The sequence below is a fragment of the Marinobacterium sp. YM272 genome (assembly GCF_050908845.1).
Taxonomy (GTDB): Bacteria; Pseudomonadota; Gammaproteobacteria; order Pseudomonadales; family Balneatricaceae; genus Marinobacterium_D.
The window spans coordinates 4,102,866-4,122,500 of record NZ_CP194171.1 but is presented as its reverse complement, the minus strand read 5'-3'; the positions used below and the strand labels follow the sequence as shown (position 1 = coordinate 4,122,500).

Here is a 19,635-nt window from a genome sequence, read left to right as displayed (position 1 = left end):
CAAATTGGATCTAAAAGATTGTCTTGTATTGTTTGATACAAGCGCCAACCGGCGAAATCGATCGTTACATATATATTCAAGTGATCAGACGCCTTCGGGTTATATGGTCAAGTGAATAAGCGTGCACGGTGGATGCCTTGGCAGTCAGAGGCGATGAAGGACGTTGTAGCCTGCGAAAAGGTTCGGGGAGTCGGCAAACAGACTTTGATCCGGACATGTCCGAATGGGGAAACCCACCCGCTTGCGGGTATCTCTTAGCTGAATACATAGGCTTAGAGAGGCGAACCCGGGGAACTGAAACATCTAAGTACCCGGAGGAAAAGAAATCAATTGAGATTCCCTCAGTAGCGGCGAGCGAACGGGGAACAGCCCTTAAGCTGTTTACGTGTTAGCAGAACACTCTGGAAAGTGTGGCCATAGTGGGTGAAAGCCCCGTATGCGAAAGTACGTTTACAGTGAAATCGAGTAGGTCGGGACACGTGTTATCTTGACTGAATATGGGGGGACCATCCTCCAAGGCTAAATACTCCTGACTGACCGATAGTGAACCAGTACCGTGAGGGAAAGGCGAAAAGAACCCCTGTGAGGGGAGTGAAATAGACCCTGAAACCGTGTACGTACAAGCAGTGGGAGCCGTTTTCGGACGGTGACTGCGTACCTTTTGTATAATGGGTCAACGACTTACTTTCAGTAGCAAGGTTAACCGTCTAGGGGAGCCGTAGGGAAACCGAGTCTTAATAGGGCGTTTAGTTGCTGGGAGTAGACCCGAAACCGGGCGATCTATCCATGGGCAGGTTGAAGGTTGAGTAACATCAACTGGAGGACCGAACCGACTACCGTTGAAAAGTTAGCGGATGACCTGTGGATCGGAGTGAAAGGCTAATCAAGCCCGGAGATAGCTGGTTCTCCTCGAAAGCTATTTAGGTAGCGCCTCATGTCTCACCTTGGGGGGTAGAGCACTGTTTCGGCTAGGGGGTCATCCCGACTTACCAACCCGATGCAAACTCCGAATACCCAAGAGTGCAATCATGGGAGACACACGGCGGGTGCTAACGTCCGTCGTGAAAAGGGAAACAACCCAGACCGCCAGCTAAGGTCCCAAAGTTCTAGTTAAGTGGGAAACGATGTGGGAAGGCTTAGACAGCTAGGAGGTTGGCTTAGAAGCAGCCACCCTTTAAAGAAAGCGTAATAGCTCACTAGTCGAGTCGGCCTGCGCGGAAGATATAACGGGGCTCAAACTAGACACCGAAGCTGCGGATGCGTTTTTACGCATGGTAGAGGAGCGTTCTGTAAGCCGTTGAAGCGGAAGCTGTAAGGCACCGTGGAGGTATCAGAAGTGCGAATGTTGACATAAGTAACGATAAAGGGGGTGAAAAACCCCCTCGCCGGAAGACCAAGGGTTCCTATCCAACGTTAATCGGGGTAGGGTGAGTCGGCCCCTAAGGCGAGGCTGAAAAGCGTAGTCGATGGGAAACAGGTTAATATTCCTGTACCGCGCATAACTGCGACGGGGGGACGGAGAAGGCTAGGCCAGCACGGCGTTGGTTGTCCGTGTTTAAGGGTGTAGATTGAGGAACTAGGCAAATCCGGTTCCTTAAGATCGAGACCTGATGACGAGCTCCCATGTGGAGTGAAGTGGTTGATGCCAAGCTTCCAGGAAAATCCTCTAAGCTTCAGGTTATGTGTGACCGTACCCGAAACCGACACAGGTGGTCAGGTTGAGAATACCAAGGCGCTTGAGAGAACTCGGGTGAAGGAACTAGGCAAAATGGTGCCGTAACTTCGGGAGAAGGCACGCCGGCGTTGGTGATGAGATTTACTCTCTAAGCTGACACCGGTCGAAGATACCAGGTGGCTGCGACTGTTTATTAAAAACATAGCACTCTGCAAACACGAAAGTGGACGTATAGGGTGTGACGCCTGCCCGGTGCCGGAAGGTTAATTGATGGGGTTAGCGCAAGCGAAGCTCTTGATCGAAGCCCCGGTAAACGGCGGCCGTAACTATAACGGTCCTAAGGTAGCGAAATTCCTTGTCGGGTAAGTTCCGACCTGCACGAATGGCGTAACGATGGCCACACTGTCTCCACCCGAGACTCAGTGAAATTGAACTCGCTGTGAAGATGCAGCGTCCCCGCGGCTAGACGGAAAGACCCCGTGAACCTTTACTATAGCTTCACAGTGGACTTTGACATTACTTGTGTAGGATAGCTGGGAGGCTTTGAAACTCTGACGCCAGTTAGAGTGGAGCCGACCTTGAAATACCAGCCTGGTACTGTTGAGGTTCTAACCTAGGTCCGTAATCCGGATCAGGGACATTGTGTGGTGGGTAGTTTGACTGGGGCGGTCTCCTCCCAAAGTGTAACGGAGGAGCACGAAGGTACCCTCAGCATGGTCGGAAATCATGCATTGAGCGTAAGAGTATAAGGGTGCTTGACTGCGAGACAGACACGTCGAGCAGGTACGAAAGTAGGTTCTAGTGATCCGGTGGTTCTGTATGGAAGGGCCATCGCTCAACGGATAAAAGGTACTCCGGGGATAACAGGCTGATACCGCCCAAGAGTTCACATCGACGGCGGTGTTTGGCACCTCGATGTCGGCTCATCACATCCTGGGGCTGAAGCCGGTCCCAAGGGTATGGCTGTTCGCCATTTAAAGTGGTACGCGAGCTGGGTTTAGAACGTCGTGAGACAGTTCGGTCCCTATCTGCCGTGGGCGTTTGAGATTTGAGAAGAGTTGCTCCTAGTACGAGAGGACCGGAGTGAACGAACCTCTGGTGTTCGGGTTGTCATGCCAATGGCATTGCCCGGTAGCTACGTTCGGACGGGATAACCGCTGAAAGCATCTAAGCGGGAAGCCTCCTTCAAGATGAGATCTCACTGGACCCTTGAGGTCCCTAAAGAGCCGTTCAAGACCAGGACGTTGATAGGCTGGGTGTGTAAGCGCTGTGAGGCGTTGAGCTAACCAGTACTAATTGCTCGTGAGGCTTGACCATATAACGCCAAAGGCGTTTGAACATTGAATATATAGATCGTATCGCGGTTGTAGCTTGTAGCGAACGACAAGACATCAGATAGGAGATAAGCGACAGCGGGTCTTCTACTAAAAAGCTTTTAGATCTCAGTTTGTTCCAGTTTTGCCTGGTGACAATAGAGACGTGGAACCACCTGATCCCATGCCGAACTCAGTCGTGAAACGCGTCATCGCCGATGGTAGTGTGGGGCTTCCCCATGTGAGAGTAGGTCATTGCCAGGCACCTAATACGAAAAAACCCCAGTACCCTTGGTACTGGGGTTTTTTCGTATTAGGCGGCGCTGCCGCCTTTTACTACACAGGCCCATGTGACTAAGCCCTGTTCCGAAGGAACGGGCTTTGGACGTCGGCTACGCCGACGCCCGCAGGGTCAGAAGCAACGCTTCTGATCACTGTAGGTCATCTCCCTCCAGGCAAAGTGCCCAAACTTTACCAACGCTAACCAGTAGCCATCTCTAGTTAATCGACATACCCATACGAATCGCTGGCCAACACCCATAACACCATTCGAAGCCCCCGAAAGCCCACCCTGCTCTTCATTGACGCCCGATATGGCAGTTTCGATTAAAAAGCGGTTAAATACGCGGGCAATTAAAGCTGTTCTCAAGAGGGTTGAAATGTATACAGAAGAAGATATCCGGCGTTTGGCGTGGCAAAGCAGGCGCGGGATGCTGGAGTTGGATGTCCTGTTTGTACCTTTTGTTGAAACGGCCTTTCGTGACCTGCCTGCTGAAGACCAGGATCGCTTCGTGAAGCTGCTCGACTGTGAGGATCAGGATCTTTTCGTCTGGTTTATGCAGCGTGAAACGCCAGAGGATCCGGATCTTGCCCGAATTGTCAGCATCATTCTCAAGCGCGTTCAGCCCGCTTGAGCTTGAGTTTCGGGGTTCGCGAAGACTCCCGGCGCTACTCATCCTGGTGCATCTGCTGGCAGGCCTGGCCCTGCTTGGCGCAGGTTTACCGGCCTTCACCTATCTGGTGTGTGTAGCCGGGCTTGCCATCTCGCTTTATACGCTGCTTTATCCCTGGCGTAAGAGCGGCGAAGCAGCGCTGGTAAAGGGTTTGAGCTGGTATCCCGACAAAAAACGTCTGGTGTTTGTGATGGCGGACGGTAGCCAGCTGGATGTGGAAAAAACGCTTAGCCTTGCTGCCGTTCCGGGCTTGATCTCAATCAGCGCAATTACGGAACGGCGTGTTTTACCTGTCTGGCTGGTCGTCACGCGAGACCAGCTGGATGAGCCGGACTGGCGTCGCTTAAAGATACTCGTTGAGTGGAGCGGCTTCCCTCAGCGGGAAGCGTCGGGCCAGGGGTAATTGATTGGCGCGAGGATCGTATCCTTGCGCTCGGGAGCCAGCTCCGGGTAGTCGAGCGTGTAATGCAGACCCCGGCTTTCCTTTCTCAGCATCGCACTTTTTACGATCAGCTCGGCCACGGTTGTGAGGTTGCGCAGCTCGATCAGATCGCGGCTGACCTTGTAGTTGGTGTAGTACTCGCTGATCTCCTGCTGCAGCAGATCGATGCGGTGCTGCGCCCGTTGCAGTCGCTTGTTTGTTCTGACAATACCCACGTAGTCCCACATGAAGCGGCGCAACTCTTCCCAGTTATGGGCGATGATTACGTCTTCATCCGAGTCTGTGACCTGGCTCTCATCCCAGGCCGGTACATCAGGCAGAGGCTGGCGGCTTGCCAGAGAGGCGCTGATCGCTTCGGCGGCAGAACGACCGTAGACAATACACTCCAGCAGTGAGTTGGATGCGAGACGGTTGGCGCCGTGCAAACCGGTGAATGCGGTCTCGCCTATGGCGTAGAGGCCTTTCAGATCGGTCTGACCCGCCAGGTTGGTCATCACTCCACCACAGGTGTAGTGGGCGGCGGGAACAACAGGGATCGGCTCACGCGTGATATCGATGCCGTAGCTGAGGCAGCGCTCGTAAATGGTCGGGAAGTGACTTTTTATGAAATCGGCCGGACGGTGTGAGATATCAAGGTATACGCACTCACAGCCAAGACGTTTCATTTCATGGTCAATAGTACGTGCGACGATATCGCGTGGCGCCAGTTCTGCGCGAGTGTCGAAATCCGGCATGAAACGGGTTCCGTCAGGCAGCTTGAGTATGCCGCCTTCGCCGCGCACCGCTTCTGATATCAGGAACGACTTTGCCTTGGGATGGTAAAGGCAGGTGGGGTGAAACTGGTTGAATTCGAGGTTGGCTACCCGACAGCCTGCGCGCCAGGCCATGGCGATGCCGTCACCGGTCGCGCCATCCGGGTTGCTGGTATACAGGTAAGCCTTGGATGCGCCCCCGGTCGCCAGTACGACATTGCGCGCCTTGAATACTTCAACATGTCCGGTGCCTGCATTGAGCACATAAGCGCCAACACAGGCGTTGTCGGCAAGATGGAGTTTGCGGCGGGTGATCAGGTCGACCGCGATATGATGCTCGCGAAGGTCGATATTATCGCACTGGCTGGTTCGCTCAAGCAGAGTTTCTTCGATCGCGCGACCTGTGGCGTCGTCGGCGTGGATGATACGCCGGTGAGAGTGACCGCCTTCCTTGGTCAGGTGGTAATTCTCTTTTTCCTGGGTGAAGGGAACGCCCTGCTCGACCAGCCAGTCTATGCCATTCTTGCTGCCTGATATGGTGTGGTTGACCGAGTCTGGTCGACTCAGCTCAACTCCTGCGATCAGTGTGTCGCTGATGTGCGCGTCGACGCTGTCGTCCTCGTCAAGTACGGCGGCAACGCCCCCCTGGGCAAACCAGGTGGAGCCATTTTCCAGTTCACTCTTGCTTAACACGCAGATGCGGGTGGTTTTTGGCAGGTTCAATGCCAGTGTCAGCCCGGCAGCACCGCTACCTATGATTAGAACGTCGTACTCTCGCGTACTCATCAGACGGTCTGATCCTTAGTTATTCGACCAAAGGCGTATTATGCACTCAGAAGCGGGGTGTAGGCAGGGTGATGTTAAAAAAAACGCTAAGGGCCGGAACTTAAAAACGCTATGTCACTCTTATCTGATGGATAGGGTCGGTACAGGGTTCTTGTTGCAATGCGTTAGTTCTGAACGACATACTCTTTGAATAACCCCCAGCTGTAAATGGGACATGTCGAAGTCGGATGTAAAGGAATCTTAGTGTCTAACGAGAGTCAGGCCTCTGCTGACCAGAAACTAGTAAAGCGTGTACAGGCAGGTGACAAACGGGCGTTCGATCTTCTTGTAAAACAGTATCAACACAAGATTATCGGGCTCGTGGGTCGGTACGTCTACGACCACAGTGAAGCGCTTGATGTGGCGCAGGAAGCATTTATCAAGGCTTACCGGGCGCTACCCAATTTTCGCGGTGAGAGTGCTTTCTATACCTGGTTGTACCGGATCGCCATCAATACGGCGAAAAACTATTTAGTGGCTCGCAGCCGGCGTCCGCCTGATACGGATGTCGACGTCGCCGATGCTCATTTTTTTGAGGGCGACAGCGAACTGAAAGAGATAGAAACGCCGGAAAACCGCCTTTACCGTGATGAGATGGAAAGTGTGGTGAAGCAGGCGTTGAACCAGTTACCGGAAGACTTGCGGGTGGCGTTGACGCTGCGTGAGTTCGAAGGCATGAGTTACGAAGATATCGCCAGCATTATGGGGTGCCCGATCGGCACAGTGCGCTCGCGAATCTTCAGAGCCCGAGAAGCGATTGATCGGGAAATACAGCCACTGCTCGAACCCTGAGCAAGAGGCAATAACTAAAATGAGTGATAAACCCAAAAGCGTATGCATTTTGAGGAACAAGCCATGAGTGAGTGGAAAGAAGGGCTCTCAGCTCTTATGGATGATCAGGCCGGCGACTTCGAGGTCCGGCGCCTGCTTGAGCGGGCAGGTGAGTCGGAAGAGGTCGGTCAGACCTGGCGGCGTTATCAACTCACTCGATCTGTACTTAAGAATGAACCGATAGCATCCCGCGATGATATCAGCTCCCGGATCTCCCTGGCTCTGGAATCTGAGCCCGCGTATGCGGCCAAGGACGAGCCTCGCTCCTTACTGAGCAAGGTGTCGTTGAGCTCAATTGGACGCTCTGTCGCGAGTATGGCCGTTGCCGCTTCCGTGACGGCAGTCGTGATTCTCGGTGCAAATAACTTCGGTATAGGTGCAGGCGATGAACCCGCTTCAGCGAGCGTGGCACAGAACAGCCAGCCGATGTCCGGCTCTGCACAGACTTTTGCAAGCAGAGCCCCCATTTCAAATGACCTGATCCGGACCCAGTTTGGCGAGACGGGAAGAGTGGTGGAGCAGAACACGACTGAACCGGAGGTCATCCGCCTGTCCCAGGGGCTTAACCGCTATATCGATCAGCATGAGCAGCTGCTGACGACAAGGCAGCCGCAATGGACAAGTTCCTGGTTGCCGGATGGCTTCAAGGTCGTTCGCCATGACCTTATGCCGCACGGTGAGGTTATGATGTACTCTAATGGCGAGTCTGCTTTTTCGGTTACCGTTGAGCCGAAGAGATACCAGCGCTCATCAGAGGGCGTCGCGCAATCTGAAGGACTGATCGCCGTCGGGCGTAACCAGGGTTCTCACTTTGTTACTGTCGTGGGCGATATTCCGTTAATGATTGCCGATCGCATCGCATCGAATGTGAAAATGATCAGGTAAACCCATGATAGAGGAAGTTGTTCAGGTCTCGCGTATCGAAGGTGAGGAGATCTGGATAGAGGCCAGCCGGCAGAGCGCCTGTGCCGCCTGCAGCTCGAAGAATAGCTGCGGGCAGGGAGCTCTTTCTGACTGGATGTCCGGTAAATCGGTTGAGCTTTCTGTGCTTAACCCGAACAGTATTTTCCCCAAGGTAGGCCAGTCAGTGGTGGTCGGGCTGGAAGAAGGCAGCCTGATCAAGGCCTCGGTGATGGTTTACTTCCTGCCTTTGCTAACGCTTATTCTCGCGGCTGTTGCCGTACGTACTCTGGGTGGCAGCGAAAACTTCCAGATTCTGGCCGGTGTGGCCGGGCTGCTGCTCGGCTTTGCGGCGGCGCGCTGGGTAACGTCACGCAATACGGCAGGAGGATGTTATCAGCCGGTTCTCCTGCGTCTAGCCGGTTAGTCGTTCCATCCTGGCTCCAGATTGAGAGAGGTTCTATGTACACGGTGATGAGGGTCAAATCGCTCGGCTATCTCCTGATGGCCTGGTTAGCTTTTGTTGCAGCGCCTTCAGCGTTGGCGGCTTCGCTGCCTGATTTTACCGAACTGGTTGAAGAGTCTTCGCCAGCGGTGGTGAATATCAGTACGGTTCAGGCCGAGGAGCCGTCTCAGGCGAACAGCTTTGGGGCCCCTAACCTTGAGGATATACCGGAGATGTTCCGGCACTTCTTCCGCAACATGCCCGAACTTGATTCCCACCCTCGCAGAGCGCCCGAGTCCCTGGGGTCTGGTTTTATCATCTCGGAGGACGGCTACATACTGACCAACAATCATGTGGTTAAGGGAGCCAAAACCGTTCTGGTGCGCTTGAATGACCGGCGTGAGCTGGAGGCTGAAATTGTTGGTGCGGATGTACGCTCCGACGTTGCACTGCTGAAGATCGATGCGGAAAATCTGCCGGTGGTTAGGATCGGCAAGGCACGGGATCTGAAGGTGGGTGAGTGGGTGCTAGCTATCGGCTCGCCCTTCGGATTCGATCACACGGTGACGGCAGGTATCGTCAGCGCCAAGGAGCGCTCCCTGGCCAATGAAACCTACGTACCGTTCATTCAGACCGATGTGGCGATCAATCCGGGTAACTCAGGTGGCCCTCTGTTCAATCTCGATGGCGAAGTGGTGGGCATCAATTCGCAGATCTATACCCGCTCCGGTGGTTTTATGGGACTTTCGTTTGCCATACCCATCGACGTGGCGATGGACGTCGCCGACCAGTTGAAAGCGCAGGGACATGTCAGCCGCGGCTGGTTGGGCGTGATTATCCAGGAGGTGAACCGGGACCTTGCCGAATCATTTGGTCTGGATAAGCCGGCGGGAGCGCTGGTGGCCAAAGTGTTGCCGGAGAGTCCGGCACAGACGGCCGGCCTGATGGAGGGGGATGTAATTACCTCGTTCAACGGCCGTGCAATTGCTCTCTCTTCTGATCTGCCGCATATGGTGGGGCGGGTAAAACCGGGCACCGAGGTTGAGATGAACCTGGTCCGCGATGGTGAAAAAGTCAGCCTGGACGTTGTTGTCGGTCTGCTTCCCGAAGAGAAGCCGAGTCTGAATATGCAGCCTGAACCGGAGCCGGCGACCCTGAGCCGTCTCGGGTTGAAGGTAGAGCCGCTTAACGAGAGCTATCGCGATAAATGGAATCTTCGTTCGGGCGTCATAGTGACCGAAGTATCGGAAGGCGCAGGTGCCAGCGCGGGGGTCGTATCAGGCGATGTGATTACCATGCTCAATGGTAAGCAGATTCAGACGGTTGAGCAGTTCGCCGAGGTTGTTGATGCCTTGCCCACGGACCGCTCAGTGCCGATGCGGATTGTGCGCCGTGGCAGTCCATTGTTCATTCCACTGAAATTAGCGGAATAGAGTGATATCAAGGGGCGTAATGCCCCTTTTTTCATAGTCAGGGCCAGGGACTAAAGATGCTGTAGCCATGGAAATACGGTACACTGCTGCGCTTCTGAAATTTGTTTGTATCTCCTCAGTTGGAACCGAGTAGCCCTATTGTGAGCAAGCTGGACCATATTCGTAACTTCTCGATCATCGCCCATATTGACCATGGCAAATCCACGCTGGCGGATCGCTTGATCCAGACCTGTGGTGGGCTGTCTGACCGGGAAATGGCTCAGCAGGTCCTGGATTCCATGGATCTTGAGCGTGAGCGCGGCATCACCATCAAGGCGCAGAGTGTCACCCTGGATTATGTTGCCGATGATGGGAAAACCTACCAGCTGAACTTTATCGATACGCCGGGGCACGTGGATTTCTCTTACGAGGTTTCACGCTCACTCTACGCCTGCGAAGGTGCGCTGCTGATCGTTGATGCGGCCCAGGGGGTGGAAGCGCAGTCTGTCGCTAACTGCTATACCGCCATCGAGCAGGGGCTTGAAGTGCTGCCGGTACTGAACAAGATGGACTTGCCACAGGCGGAGCCGGAGCGGGTAAAGCATGAGATCGAGGAAGTGATCGGTATCGATGCGACCGATGCGATTCCCTGCTCGGCGAAAACAGGGGAGGGGGTCAAGGATGTACTCGAAGCGCTGATCAAGACCATTCCGGCACCGGAAGGCGATGTGGACGCGCCGCTTCAGGCTCTGATTATCGACTCATGGTTCGATAACTACCTGGGGGTTGTCTCTCTGGTACGTGTCACCCAGGGTACCCTGAACAGGAAAGACAAGATTCTGGTGAAATCAACCGGCCAGAATTACCAGGCCGAGATGGTGGGTATCTTCACGCCCAAGCGCAAAGAGACAGGCGTTCTGCGTGCTGGCGAAGTCGGCTTTGTGGTGGCCGGGATCAAGGATATTCACGGTGCGCCTGTGGGTGACACCCTGATCCACGCCAAATACCCTGAAACCGAGCGTCTGCCCGGCTTCCAGAAGGTGCAGCCGCAGGTTTACGCCGGTGTTTTCCCCACCAGTGCCGATGATTATGAGGATTTTCGCGAGGCTCTCGACAAGCTGACGCTCAACGACGCGTCCTTGTTCTTTGAACCCGAGTCCTCCGATGCCCTGGGCTTCGGTTTCCGCTGCGGCTTCCTCGGTATGCTCCACATGGAGATTATCCAGGAGCGTCTGGAGCGCGAATATAACCTCGACCTGATCACCACCGCGCCGACCGTTGTCTACGAGGTCGAGCTGCAAAGCGGTGAGGTGGTCTATATCGACAGCCCGTCGAAACTGCCCGATCCCGGGGCGCTCCGGGAAATGCGTGAGCCGATCGTTCAGGCCAATATCCTCGTGCCCCAGGACTATCTGGGCCAGGTGATCGGCCTCTGTGTCGACAAACGCGGCGTGCAGAAGAACATGCAGTTTGTCGGTTCGCAGGTGCAGCTGACCTATGAGCTGCCGATGGCGGAAGTGGTACTCGACTTCTTTGATCGGCTCAAGTCGGTCAGTCGCGGTTATGCGTCGCTGGAGTATAACTTCCAGCGTTTTGAGGCGGCGAGGCTGGTGCGGATGGATATTCTCATCAACGGTGAGAAGGTCGATGCCCTGGCCGTGATTCTGCACAAGGATAATGCCGCCTACCGTGGCCGTATTCTATGTGAAAAGATGAAAGAGCTGATCCCCCGCCAGATGTTCGATGTGGCGATCCAGGCGGCCATAGGCGGCAAGATTATCGCCCGTACGACGGTCAAGGCGTTGCGCAAGAACGTATTGGCCAAGTGCTACGGCGGTGACGTCAGCCGTAAGAAAAAGCTGCTTGCCAAGCAGAAAGAGGGTAAAAAGCGGATGAAGCAGGTAGGCCGGGTCGAGATCCCGCAGGATGCCTTCCTGGCTGTACTTAAAGTGGATAGCTGAGGCCTGGGATGAATTTCGATTTTGCCTTGATTCTGGTGGTGGCCACTGCGGTCACCGGTCTGCTCTACCTGCTGGATGCTCTGGTCTTCCTCCCCAAGCGTAAAGCGAAACTGGCAGAGGCCGAACGCCAGGCGGGCTGTGAACTGCCGGAAAAGGCAAGCAAGCTGGTGATGCAGCCCAGTGGATGGGCTGACCTGTCCCGGTCGATGTTTCCGGTGCTGCTGATTGTCTTGTTGCTGCGCTCGTTCCTGTATGAGCCGTTCAAAATACCGTCCGGTTCCATGCTGCCGACACTGCAGGTCGGCGACTACATACTGGTCAACAAGTATCACTACGGCTTGAGAGCACCGGTACTGAATACCAAGTTCCTGTCGATCAATGAACCCGAACGCGGTGATGTGGTGGTATTCAAATACCCGAAGAATCCCAGTATCAATTACATCAAGCGCGTGGTCGGTTTGCCGGGTGATGTTATTACCTATAGCAATAAAGTGATATATGTTAACGGCGAGGCTCAGCCTCAGTCTCTGGTGGCCCAGTTGCCCCCGGGACGCCCTGAACGACTGCTGGTTGACGAAACCCTGGGCGACGTTCAACACGAAATATACCGGGATGTGGAGCGCCCGACGCTGAACGCGCAGTGGACCGTTCCAGAGGATTCCTATTTCGTTATGGGTGATAACCGGGATAACAGCAATGACAGTCGTTACTGGGGATTTGTACCGGAAAAACTGTTGGTAGGGCGGGCCGTGGCGGTCTGGATGCACTGGGAGAAGCTGTTCAGCATTCCCGATTTGAGTGCGATTCGTTCAATCGAGTGAAGGAGAGCGGGATGAGCGTTTGCAAAGCCAGGGAACAAGGGGCGTCTATACTGTCGATATTGATCGTCATTATGGTCGCAGGTGTGTTTTTTGCCGTCGGGTTCAAGCTGTATACCCCCTACTGGCAACACCAGGCGATCAAATCGATTGTCGAGGATATATCGCTCGAACAAAACGAACTTAAAAAGCCCCTGCATGAGATTCGCCGTGATATCGATCGCCGTTTCGGTATTAACCAGGTGCGTCTACCCGAACGCGAAGATCTGAAGATCAAGCTGGAAGAGGGTGTGATCTATTTCGATCTGAAATATGAGCGCCGTGTGCCGATGTTCTATAACGTAGATGCGGTTGTTAAATTTGAAGAGCATTTTGAAGCTAGAAAACCTTGATAAAGCCTATTAACGAACTGGCCCGACGTCTGGGCCACCAGTTTTCTGACGCCAGCCTGTTTGAGCTGGCGTTGACCCATCGTAGCTGCGGCAAAAAGAACAACGAGCGGCTGGAGTTCCTCGGGGACTCCATCCTGAACTTCGTGATTGCCGAAGCCCTCTACGCCAAGTTTCCGGCAGCCCGCGAAGGGCAGATGAGCCGCCTCAGGGCGCGCCTGGTGAAGGGCGAAACCCTGTCCGAAATCGCCCGTGAGCTTGGTATCGGTGATTACCTGCGCCTGGGGTCCGGTGAATTAAAGAGCGGCGGTTTTCGTCGTGACTCGATCCTGGCCGATTCAGTTGAAGCGATTATCGGCGCGATCTATCTGGACACGGATATGGATCGTGTGCGGCCGTTTATACTGAAATGGTATCAGGCGCGTCTGGATGCGCTGGACCTCAACGAGTCACTTAAAGACTCCAAGACCCGACTGCAGGAGTTTCTGCAGTCACGCCGGGAAAGTCTGCCCAAGTATGAACTCCTGTCGGTTGAGGGTGAGGCGCATGCCCAGACTTTCCATATACGTTGCGAGGTCGGTCTGCTGCCGGAGCCCACTGAGGGTGTAGGTAACAGCCGCCGACAGGCCGAGCAGGAAGCGGCGCGCGCCGCGCTGCAGGCACTGGATATCGGTGGAGGCAAGGCATGAGCGAGCAGCAGGAAGATAGCATGCAGGACGGTATTGATACCCGCTGCGGCTACGTCACCATTGTGGGCAGGCCCAATGTGGGCAAGTCCACGCTGATGAACCGCATACTGGGCCAGAAGCTCAGTATCACATCGAAAAAACCGCAGACGACCCGTCACCAGATTCTCGGCATCAAAACCGAGGGACCGATGCAGGTTGTCTACGTTGATACTCCCGGACTGCATATCGATGATCGCGGCAAGGCGCTGAACCGCTATATGAACCGGGCCGCCAGTGAAGCGCTGCGCCACGTTGACCTGGTTGTGTTTCTGGTGGACCGCACCGCCTGGACGGAAGAGGACGAGCAGGTTCTGGAGAAGCTGCGCAATGTTCGCTGCCCGATCATTCTGGCCGTCAACAAGGTCGACCTGCTCAAGGACAAGGCCGCCCTGTTGCCTCAGCTGGAGCAGCTGTCGGAAAAGCTCTCCTTTGCTGAAATCATTCCGATTTCGGCGGAGAAGGGGCATAACGTGGACCAACTGGAAAAGGCGGTTGAGAGCCATATGCCGGCGGGCATGCACATGTACCCGGAAGACCAGATTACCGATCGCAGCTCCCGCTTCGTGGCCGCTGAGCTGGTGCGTGAAAAGCTGATGCGCAACCTCGGTGAAGAGGTGCCCTATGGCACAGCCGTGGAGATCGAGGAATTCAAGTTCGAGGAAGGCCTGCTGACCATCAGTGCGCTGATTCTGGTTGAACGTGAAGGACAGAAAAAAATCGTCATCGGCGACAAGGGCGCGGTTATCAAGGTGATCGGCCGGGATGCCCGCCTGGATATGGAACGGATGTTCGATACCAAGGTGATGCTGAATCTCTGGGTGAAAGTAAAGCGTGGCTGGGCCGATAGCGAGCGCGCACTGCATAGCCTCGGCTACAGGCATGAATAATGAGCCCGAGGGTCGATGCGTCGGCCGGGTATGTACTGCACAGCCGGCCTTACCGTGAAACCAGCCTGCTGGTTGACTTCCTGACGCTGGAGCAGGGTGTTATTTCAGCCGTGGCGAAAGGGGCGCGTCGTCCCCGTGCCAGACTCAGGTCTGCGCTGCAGCCCTTTCAGTCACTGCAGCTGGGCTGGCAGGGCAGGCACGAACTCAAGACCCTGGGGCCGGTGGAGACTGTTGAGATTTCGCCGCCTCTGACCGGCAGGGCGCTGCTCTGTGGTCTGTATGTCAATGAGCTGCTGCAGCGGCTTCTTCAACCGGGCGAGCCCTGTCCGCGGCTGTTCCTTTACTATCGCTATGTATTGAATGAGCTGCAGTCCGGGACCGATATCGAGGGCGCTCTGCGAACCTTTGAGCGCCAGTTGCTGGAAGAGCTGGGGTTCTCTCTTGATCTGGCCCGGAAAGATCCGTTGCTTTCCTATACTTATCAATCACAGCAGGGACTGATTCCGAGCCTGTCCGCGACGGGATATCCCGGTAGTCACCTGCTGGCGATGGCTGAAGACAACTACAGCGATATGCAGGTCCGTCGCAGTGCGAAGCGGTTGATGCGCGAGGTGCTTGCCGAGCTATTGGGAGAGCGTCCACTGCACAGCCGGCTACTGTTTTCGAAAATTAAGGAGTAAACCGTGGTAGATCCCAATCGCCTGCTTCTGGGCGTCAACATCGATCATATTGCGACCCTTCGTCAGGCGCGGGGCACACGTTATCCAGACCCGGTTCATGCAGCCCTGCTGGCGGAAGAAGCGGGTGCCGACGGGATCACAGTGCATCTGCGTGAGGACCGGCGCCATATTCAGGAGCGTGACGTGCGCCTGTTGGCACAGGTTCTGAACACCCGGATGAACCTGGAGATGGCGGTTACCGAAGAGATGCTGGCGTTCGCTGAGGAGATCCGCCCGGCCCACGTGTGCCTGGTGCCGGAGAAGCGGGAAGAGCTGACTACCGAAGGTGGTCTGGATGTCCTCGGCCAGTTTGAATCGGTCGCGGCTGCCTGTCAGCGCTTGCAGAAGGCCGGCTGCGAAGTCTCCCTGTTCATCGACCCGGACAGTGCCCAGATCGAAGCCGCTGCCCGCTGTCAGGCACCGGTGATTGAACTGCATACCGGCGCCTATGCGGATGCCGAGGGTGCTGCACAAAAGGCCGAACTTGAACGCCTCAAACAGGCGGCCCGACGGGCGCGGGATCTTGGCTTGGTCGTCAATGCCGGTCATGGCCTGCACTATCACAACGTTGAGCAGGTGGCGGAGATTCCCGAGCTGCACGAGCTCAATATTGGCCACGGCCTGATTGCACATGCCCTGTTCGTCGGGCTCAAGCAGGCTGTTGTCGAAATGCGTGATTTGATGATGCTGGCTCAGCAACGGGTTCAGGCACGTCGCGATGCGGTACGCCGATGATCATCGGGCTGGGCACCGATCTCTGTGAAATAGAACGCATAGAGGCGGCCCTGGCGCGCCGGGCGACCCTGGCCCGGCGCATACTGACAGCCGCTGAGCTTGACCTGTTTCAGGTCGCCTCAGACCCGGCCCGTTTCCTCGCCAAGCGGTTCGCCGCCAAGGAAGCAGCGGTAAAGGCCCTGGGGACCGGAATCGGTCGGGGCGTTAGCTGGCACCACCTTTGCATTGAGAAAACTGAGGCGGGAAGACCCTTGCTGAGGCTTAGCGGTACCGCAGCAGAGATCGCGAGAGATCTGGGTATTCAGCATTGGCATCTTTCCTACAGTGACGAACGACACTATGTAGTGGCAATGGTTGTCGCTGAAGGCTGAAGTTGTCGACCCGCCCGATCGCTTGATATTATCCAAAATAAAGAGGAATAAGATTTTTATCTCTTATTTCTTTTTGGAATTTAAACCTCTTCCCGGATCATAAGATGTCTGTGCATTATCCCACCATTGCCGACTGCGTCGGCCATACGCCACTGGTTCGTCTGCAGCGAATCCAGGCGGCGAATGACAATATTATTCTCTGTAAGCTGGAAGGTAACAACCCGGCAGGATCGGTGAAAGACCGCCCGGCACTGAGCATGATTTCGCTGGCAGAATCCCGGGGAGAGATAAAACCGGGCGATACGCTGATCGAGGCAACCTCCGGAAACACCGGTATAGCGCTGGCGATGGCGGCTGCGATCAAGGGCTACAAAATGAAGCTGATCATGCCGGATAACATGAGCGACGAGCGCAAGGCCGCCATGACCGCCTACGGTGCCGAGCTGATCGAGGTCACTCAGGCCGAGGGCATGGAGCGTGCGCGGGACCTGGCGCTGGAGATGCAGGCCGCGGGAGAGGGACGTGTGCTGGATCAGTTTTCCAACCCGGATAACCCCCAGGCCCATTACCTGACCACAGGTCCTGAGCTTTGGGAACAGACTCAGGGTACGATCACGCACTTTGTCAGTTCCATGGGAACCACTGGCACAATCATGGGCACCTCGCGTTTTCTTAAAGAGCAGAATCCGAATATCGAGATAGTCGGTCTGCAGCCGCAGGAGGGCTCCCAGATACCCGGTATCCGGCGTTGGCCCGAGGCCTACCTGCCGAGTATTTACGAAGCCTCGCGTGTGGACCGCGTTATCGACATTACCCAGACCGAAGCCGAGGAGTGCATGCGTGAGCTGGCGCGGCGTGAAGGGATCTTCTGTGGTGTCAGTTCTGGTGGCGCGGTCGCCGGTGCCCTGCGGCTGGCAGAGCAGGTCGAAGGCGCTACCATTGTATGTATCATCTGTGATCGAGGGGATCGTTATCTGTCTACCGGTGTCTATAACCCCTAGACCCGGCCCCTGCAGTCCCGTCTCGAATCCGGAGCGACCTGCGCCCTGATGGGGGCGCTGCTCGCGTCGCAACGCCTGAACCTTTAGAATAGCGCCGCCGGCTTGGTCGGTGCTGAACTTGGGTTACACGGTTTCCGATACCGAAACGGGTAACAGCAGAAGCGAGTGACAGGAGCGGTATGACTCCATGGTAAAAGTTCGAGAAGACCACCCTGTAAGGGATGATGGCAGTGTGGATCTGGATCTGTGGCTTGAAAGGTTGCAAGAGCAGGTTCCGCTAACGGATCCGGAACAGGTACTCCGGGCAGCGGAACTGGCTTACCGGTCCCATGAAGATGTACCCCGTGAAGAAGACAGCTGGGATGAAACGACAGCTGGCAGCTTCCTCACCGGGTTGGAAATGGCGCAGATTCTGGCGGAACTGAATCAGGATCAGGTGACACTGGTCGCTGCGATTCTGTATCGCTCGGTGCGTGAAGCTAAGTTGAGCCTCAATGCCGTGCGCGAGCAGTTCGGTGGAGAGGTCGCCGACCTGATCAATGGCGTGCTGCAGATGGCCGCCATCGGATCGCTGAAGAACCCCCGCAGCATAGAGAATGTATTCGGCACCGGCGTCGCCCAGGTGGATAACCTGCGCAAGATGCTGGTGGCGATGATCGATGATGTCCGCGTTGCGCTGATCAAGATCGCCGAGCGTACCTGTGCCATCCGTAGCGTCAAGGATGGTTCCCGCAAGAAGCGCTACCTGGTGGCGCGCGAGGTGTTCGACATCTATGCGCCCCTGGCCCATCGCCTGGGTATCGGTCACATCAAATGGGAACTGGAAGACCTCTCGTTCCGCTACCTCAAGCCCAACGACTACAAGCACATCGCCCGTCTCCTTGATGAGAAGCGCCTTGATCGGCAGCTGTATATCAATGAAGTCGTCGATATGCTGCGTGAACGCCTGCACGACGCCAACATCGAAGGCGACGTAATGGGGCGTGCCAAGCATATCTACAGCATCTGGCGCAAAATGCAGCGCAAGAACATCGAATTCAGCCAGGTCTACGATGTGCGCGCCGTGCGTATTCTGGTGCCGGAAATCCGCGACTGCTACACCGTGCTGGGTATAGTGCACGGGCTGTGGCGCAACATCGCTCACGAGTTCGACGACTATATCGCATCGCCCAAACCCAACGGCTACCGCTCTCTGCATACAGCTGTTTTCGGTCCGGAAGGCAAGGTGCTTGAGGTTCAGATCCGTACCTTCAGCATGCACGAAGAGGCCGAGCTCGGTGTCTGCGCCCACCACCTGTACAAGGGCACGGATACCAAGGCGCGTCGTGACGGCTACGAGGAGAAGATCTCCTGGCTGCGTCAGGTGCTCGAGTGGCATGACGAGCTCGGCGACAGTGAGACCTTCGGCGATATGCTCCGCGGTGATGCGGTGCAGGACCGGGTCTATGTGTTTACGCCGGACGGGCATGTGGTCGATCTGCCCACCGGGGCAACACCGGTGGATTTTGCCTACCGGGTGCACACCGAGATCGGCCACCGTTGCCGGGGTGCGCGTATCAATGGTCGTATTGCGCCGCTGAACCGGCCGCTGAAAACCGGCGATCAGGTTGAGGTGCTGACCGGAGAGGAGCGCCCGCGCCGTGACTGGCTCAACGCCAACCTGGGCTATGTGACGACCTCCCGCGCCAGGGCCAAGGTGGCGCACTGGTTCAAGCTGCAGGCGAAAGATCAGAACGCCGAAGCCGGGCGGGAGATGGTTCAGCGTGAGATGCGGCGACTGGCGATCGACAGCCACCTGATCGACATGCACGAAGTCACCAAGGCGCTGCACTTCAAGCATGCCGAGGATATGTATGCCGCTCTGGGCGCCGGTGACCTGCGTCTGTCGCAGATTATCAATGCCGCCCAGGCTCAGGTGGAAACCGAGGAAAAAGACGACCAGCAGCTGGATCTGGCGTTGCCGAGCAACACTGCTGCCAGTGAACCGCGTTCTGGCGGCAGCGGCGTCAGCATCCATGGCGTCGGCAACCTGCTGACCACAGTGGCCTCCTGCTGCAAGCCGGTGCCGGGCGATCCGATCATGGGCTACATCACCCAGGGGCGCGGCGTCTCCATTCACCGCGAAGACTGTTCGAACCTGCTGGCACTGAAAGATCAGGAGCCGGATCGGGTGATCGGCGTTGATTGGGGAGAGGAGCGTGCAACGACCTATCCGGTCGATGTGTCGATCGAGGCCTTCGACCGCTCCGGCCTGCTGCGCGACGTGATGATGGTGCTGGCCAATGAACGGATTAACGTGCTGGCCGCCAACACAGCCACCGATCCGAAGAGCAACCTGGCGCGTCTTTCACTGACGATCGAGATCACGCGCCTTGATATGCTCGGGCGCGTCATGGACAAGATCAACCAGATTCAGAACGTCATGGATGTACATCGTGAGCGCCGGGGGGCTCGGGCGTGAGCTATTCCCTGGACGAT

At 56.0% G+C, this 19,635-nt stretch carries 17 protein-coding genes and 2 rRNA genes; 18 read left to right on the top strand and 1 reads right to left on the bottom strand.

Features of this window, described 5'->3' with window-relative positions; all coding sequences use genetic code 11:
• Positions 1 to 105 precede the first annotated feature (105 nt).
• The 4 genes from ACQUQP_RS18440 to ACQUQP_RS18425 all read left to right on the top strand — a co-directional run bounded on the left by ACQUQP_RS18440 (position 106) and on the right by ACQUQP_RS18425 (position 4,344).
• Positions 106 to 2,992 (top strand): 23S ribosomal RNA (locus ACQUQP_RS18440).
• 144 nt (positions 2,993 to 3,136) lie between these two features.
• Positions 3,137 to 3,252: ribosomal RNA gene (gene rrf / locus ACQUQP_RS18435) — 5S ribosomal RNA — on the top strand.
• Positions 3,253 to 3,647: 395 nt separating this feature from the next.
• Positions 3,648 to 3,902 (top strand): succinate dehydrogenase assembly factor 2, encoded by a 255-nt coding sequence (locus ACQUQP_RS18430; protein ID WP_432698721.1) that lies wholly within the window; start codon positions 3,648 to 3,650, stop codon positions 3,900 to 3,902.
• 46 nt (positions 3,903 to 3,948) lie between these two features.
• Positions 3,949 to 4,344: a hypothetical protein gene (locus ACQUQP_RS18425; RefSeq protein ID WP_432696495.1), complete on the top strand. Its 396-nt coding sequence runs from the start codon at positions 3,949 to 3,951 to the stop codon at positions 4,342 to 4,344.
• Here ACQUQP_RS18425 and nadB read toward each other — a convergent pair.
• Positions 4,317 to 5,921, bottom strand: coding sequence for an L-aspartate oxidase (gene nadB / locus ACQUQP_RS18420; protein WP_432696494.1), 1,605 nt, complete (start codon positions 5,919 to 5,921; stop codon positions 4,317 to 4,319). The two genes, ACQUQP_RS18425 and nadB, sit on opposite strands and share 28 nt — an antisense overlap.
• Before the next feature lie 243 nt (positions 5,922 to 6,164).
• Between nadB and rpoE the strand changes: the two genes are divergently transcribed.
• The 14 genes from rpoE to relA all read left to right on the top strand — a co-directional run bounded on the left by rpoE (position 6,165) and on the right by relA (position 19,618).
• On the top strand, positions 6,165 to 6,752 hold the full coding sequence (gene rpoE, locus ACQUQP_RS18415; protein ID WP_432696493.1) for an RNA polymerase sigma factor RpoE: 588 nt from the start codon (positions 6,165 to 6,167) through the stop codon (positions 6,750 to 6,752).
• A gap of 63 nt (positions 6,753 to 6,815) precedes the next feature.
• A complete protein-coding gene (locus ACQUQP_RS18410) occupies positions 6,816 to 7,676 on the top strand; it encodes a MucB/RseB C-terminal domain-containing protein (RefSeq protein ID WP_432696492.1) in 861 nt (286 codons plus the stop codon).
• 4 nt (positions 7,677 to 7,680) lie between these two features.
• Entirely contained in the window at positions 7,681 to 8,118 is a 438-nt protein-coding gene (locus tag ACQUQP_RS18405; protein ID WP_432696491.1) for a SoxR reducing system RseC family protein, read from the top strand.
• A 35-nt stretch (positions 8,119 to 8,153) separates the two neighbouring features.
• Positions 8,154 to 9,569 carry a DegQ family serine endoprotease gene (locus ACQUQP_RS18400; RefSeq protein WP_432696490.1) on the top strand — a complete coding sequence of 472 codons (1,416 nt, stop codon included), beginning with the start codon at positions 8,154 to 8,156 and terminating at the stop codon, positions 9,567 to 9,569.
• Between the two features lie 140 nt (positions 9,570 to 9,709).
• Entirely contained in the window at positions 9,710 to 11,509 is a 1,800-nt protein-coding gene (gene lepA, locus ACQUQP_RS18395; protein WP_432696489.1) for a translation elongation factor 4, read from the top strand.
• An 8-nt stretch (positions 11,510 to 11,517) separates the two neighbouring features.
• Complete coding sequence (lepB, locus tag ACQUQP_RS18390; RefSeq protein WP_432696488.1) at positions 11,518 to 12,330, top strand: signal peptidase I; 813 nt, start codon at positions 11,518 to 11,520, stop codon at positions 12,328 to 12,330.
• Positions 12,331 to 12,341: 11 nt separating this feature from the next.
• Complete coding sequence (locus ACQUQP_RS18385) at positions 12,342 to 12,719, top strand: DUF4845 domain-containing protein (protein WP_432696487.1); 378 nt, start codon at positions 12,342 to 12,344, stop codon at positions 12,717 to 12,719.
• On the top strand, positions 12,716 to 13,405 hold the full coding sequence (rnc, locus tag ACQUQP_RS18380; protein ID WP_432696486.1) for a ribonuclease III: 690 nt from the start codon (positions 12,716 to 12,718) through the stop codon (positions 13,403 to 13,405). The genes ACQUQP_RS18385 and rnc overlap by 4 nt, the downstream gene beginning before the upstream one ends.
• Positions 13,402 to 14,331: a GTPase Era gene (gene era / locus ACQUQP_RS18375; protein WP_432696485.1), complete on the top strand. Its 930-nt coding sequence runs from the start codon at positions 13,402 to 13,404 to the stop codon at positions 14,329 to 14,331. The genes rnc and era overlap by 4 nt, the downstream gene beginning before the upstream one ends.
• On the top strand, positions 14,331 to 15,011 hold the full coding sequence (gene recO / locus ACQUQP_RS18370) for a DNA repair protein RecO (protein WP_432696484.1): 681 nt from the start codon (positions 14,331 to 14,333) through the stop codon (positions 15,009 to 15,011). Before era ends, recO begins: the two co-directional genes overlap by 1 nt.
• Positions 15,012 to 15,014: 3 nt before the next feature.
• Positions 15,015 to 15,785: a pyridoxine 5'-phosphate synthase gene (gene pdxJ / locus ACQUQP_RS18365; RefSeq protein WP_432696483.1), complete on the top strand. Its 771-nt coding sequence runs from the start codon at positions 15,015 to 15,017 to the stop codon at positions 15,783 to 15,785.
• Positions 15,782 to 16,156, top strand: coding sequence for a holo-ACP synthase (gene acpS / locus ACQUQP_RS18360; protein ID WP_432696482.1), 375 nt, complete (start codon positions 15,782 to 15,784; stop codon positions 16,154 to 16,156). The genes pdxJ and acpS overlap by 4 nt, the downstream gene beginning before the upstream one ends.
• Positions 16,157 to 16,260: 104 nt before the next feature.
• Entirely contained in the window at positions 16,261 to 17,157 is an 897-nt protein-coding gene (gene cysM / locus ACQUQP_RS18355; protein ID WP_432696481.1) for a cysteine synthase CysM, read from the top strand.
• Between the two features lie 187 nt (positions 17,158 to 17,344).
• On the top strand, positions 17,345 to 19,618 hold the full coding sequence (gene relA, locus ACQUQP_RS18350; RefSeq protein ID WP_432696480.1) for a GTP diphosphokinase: 2,274 nt from the start codon (positions 17,345 to 17,347) through the stop codon (positions 19,616 to 19,618).
• The last annotated feature ends 17 nt before the right edge of the window (positions 19,619 to 19,635 follow it).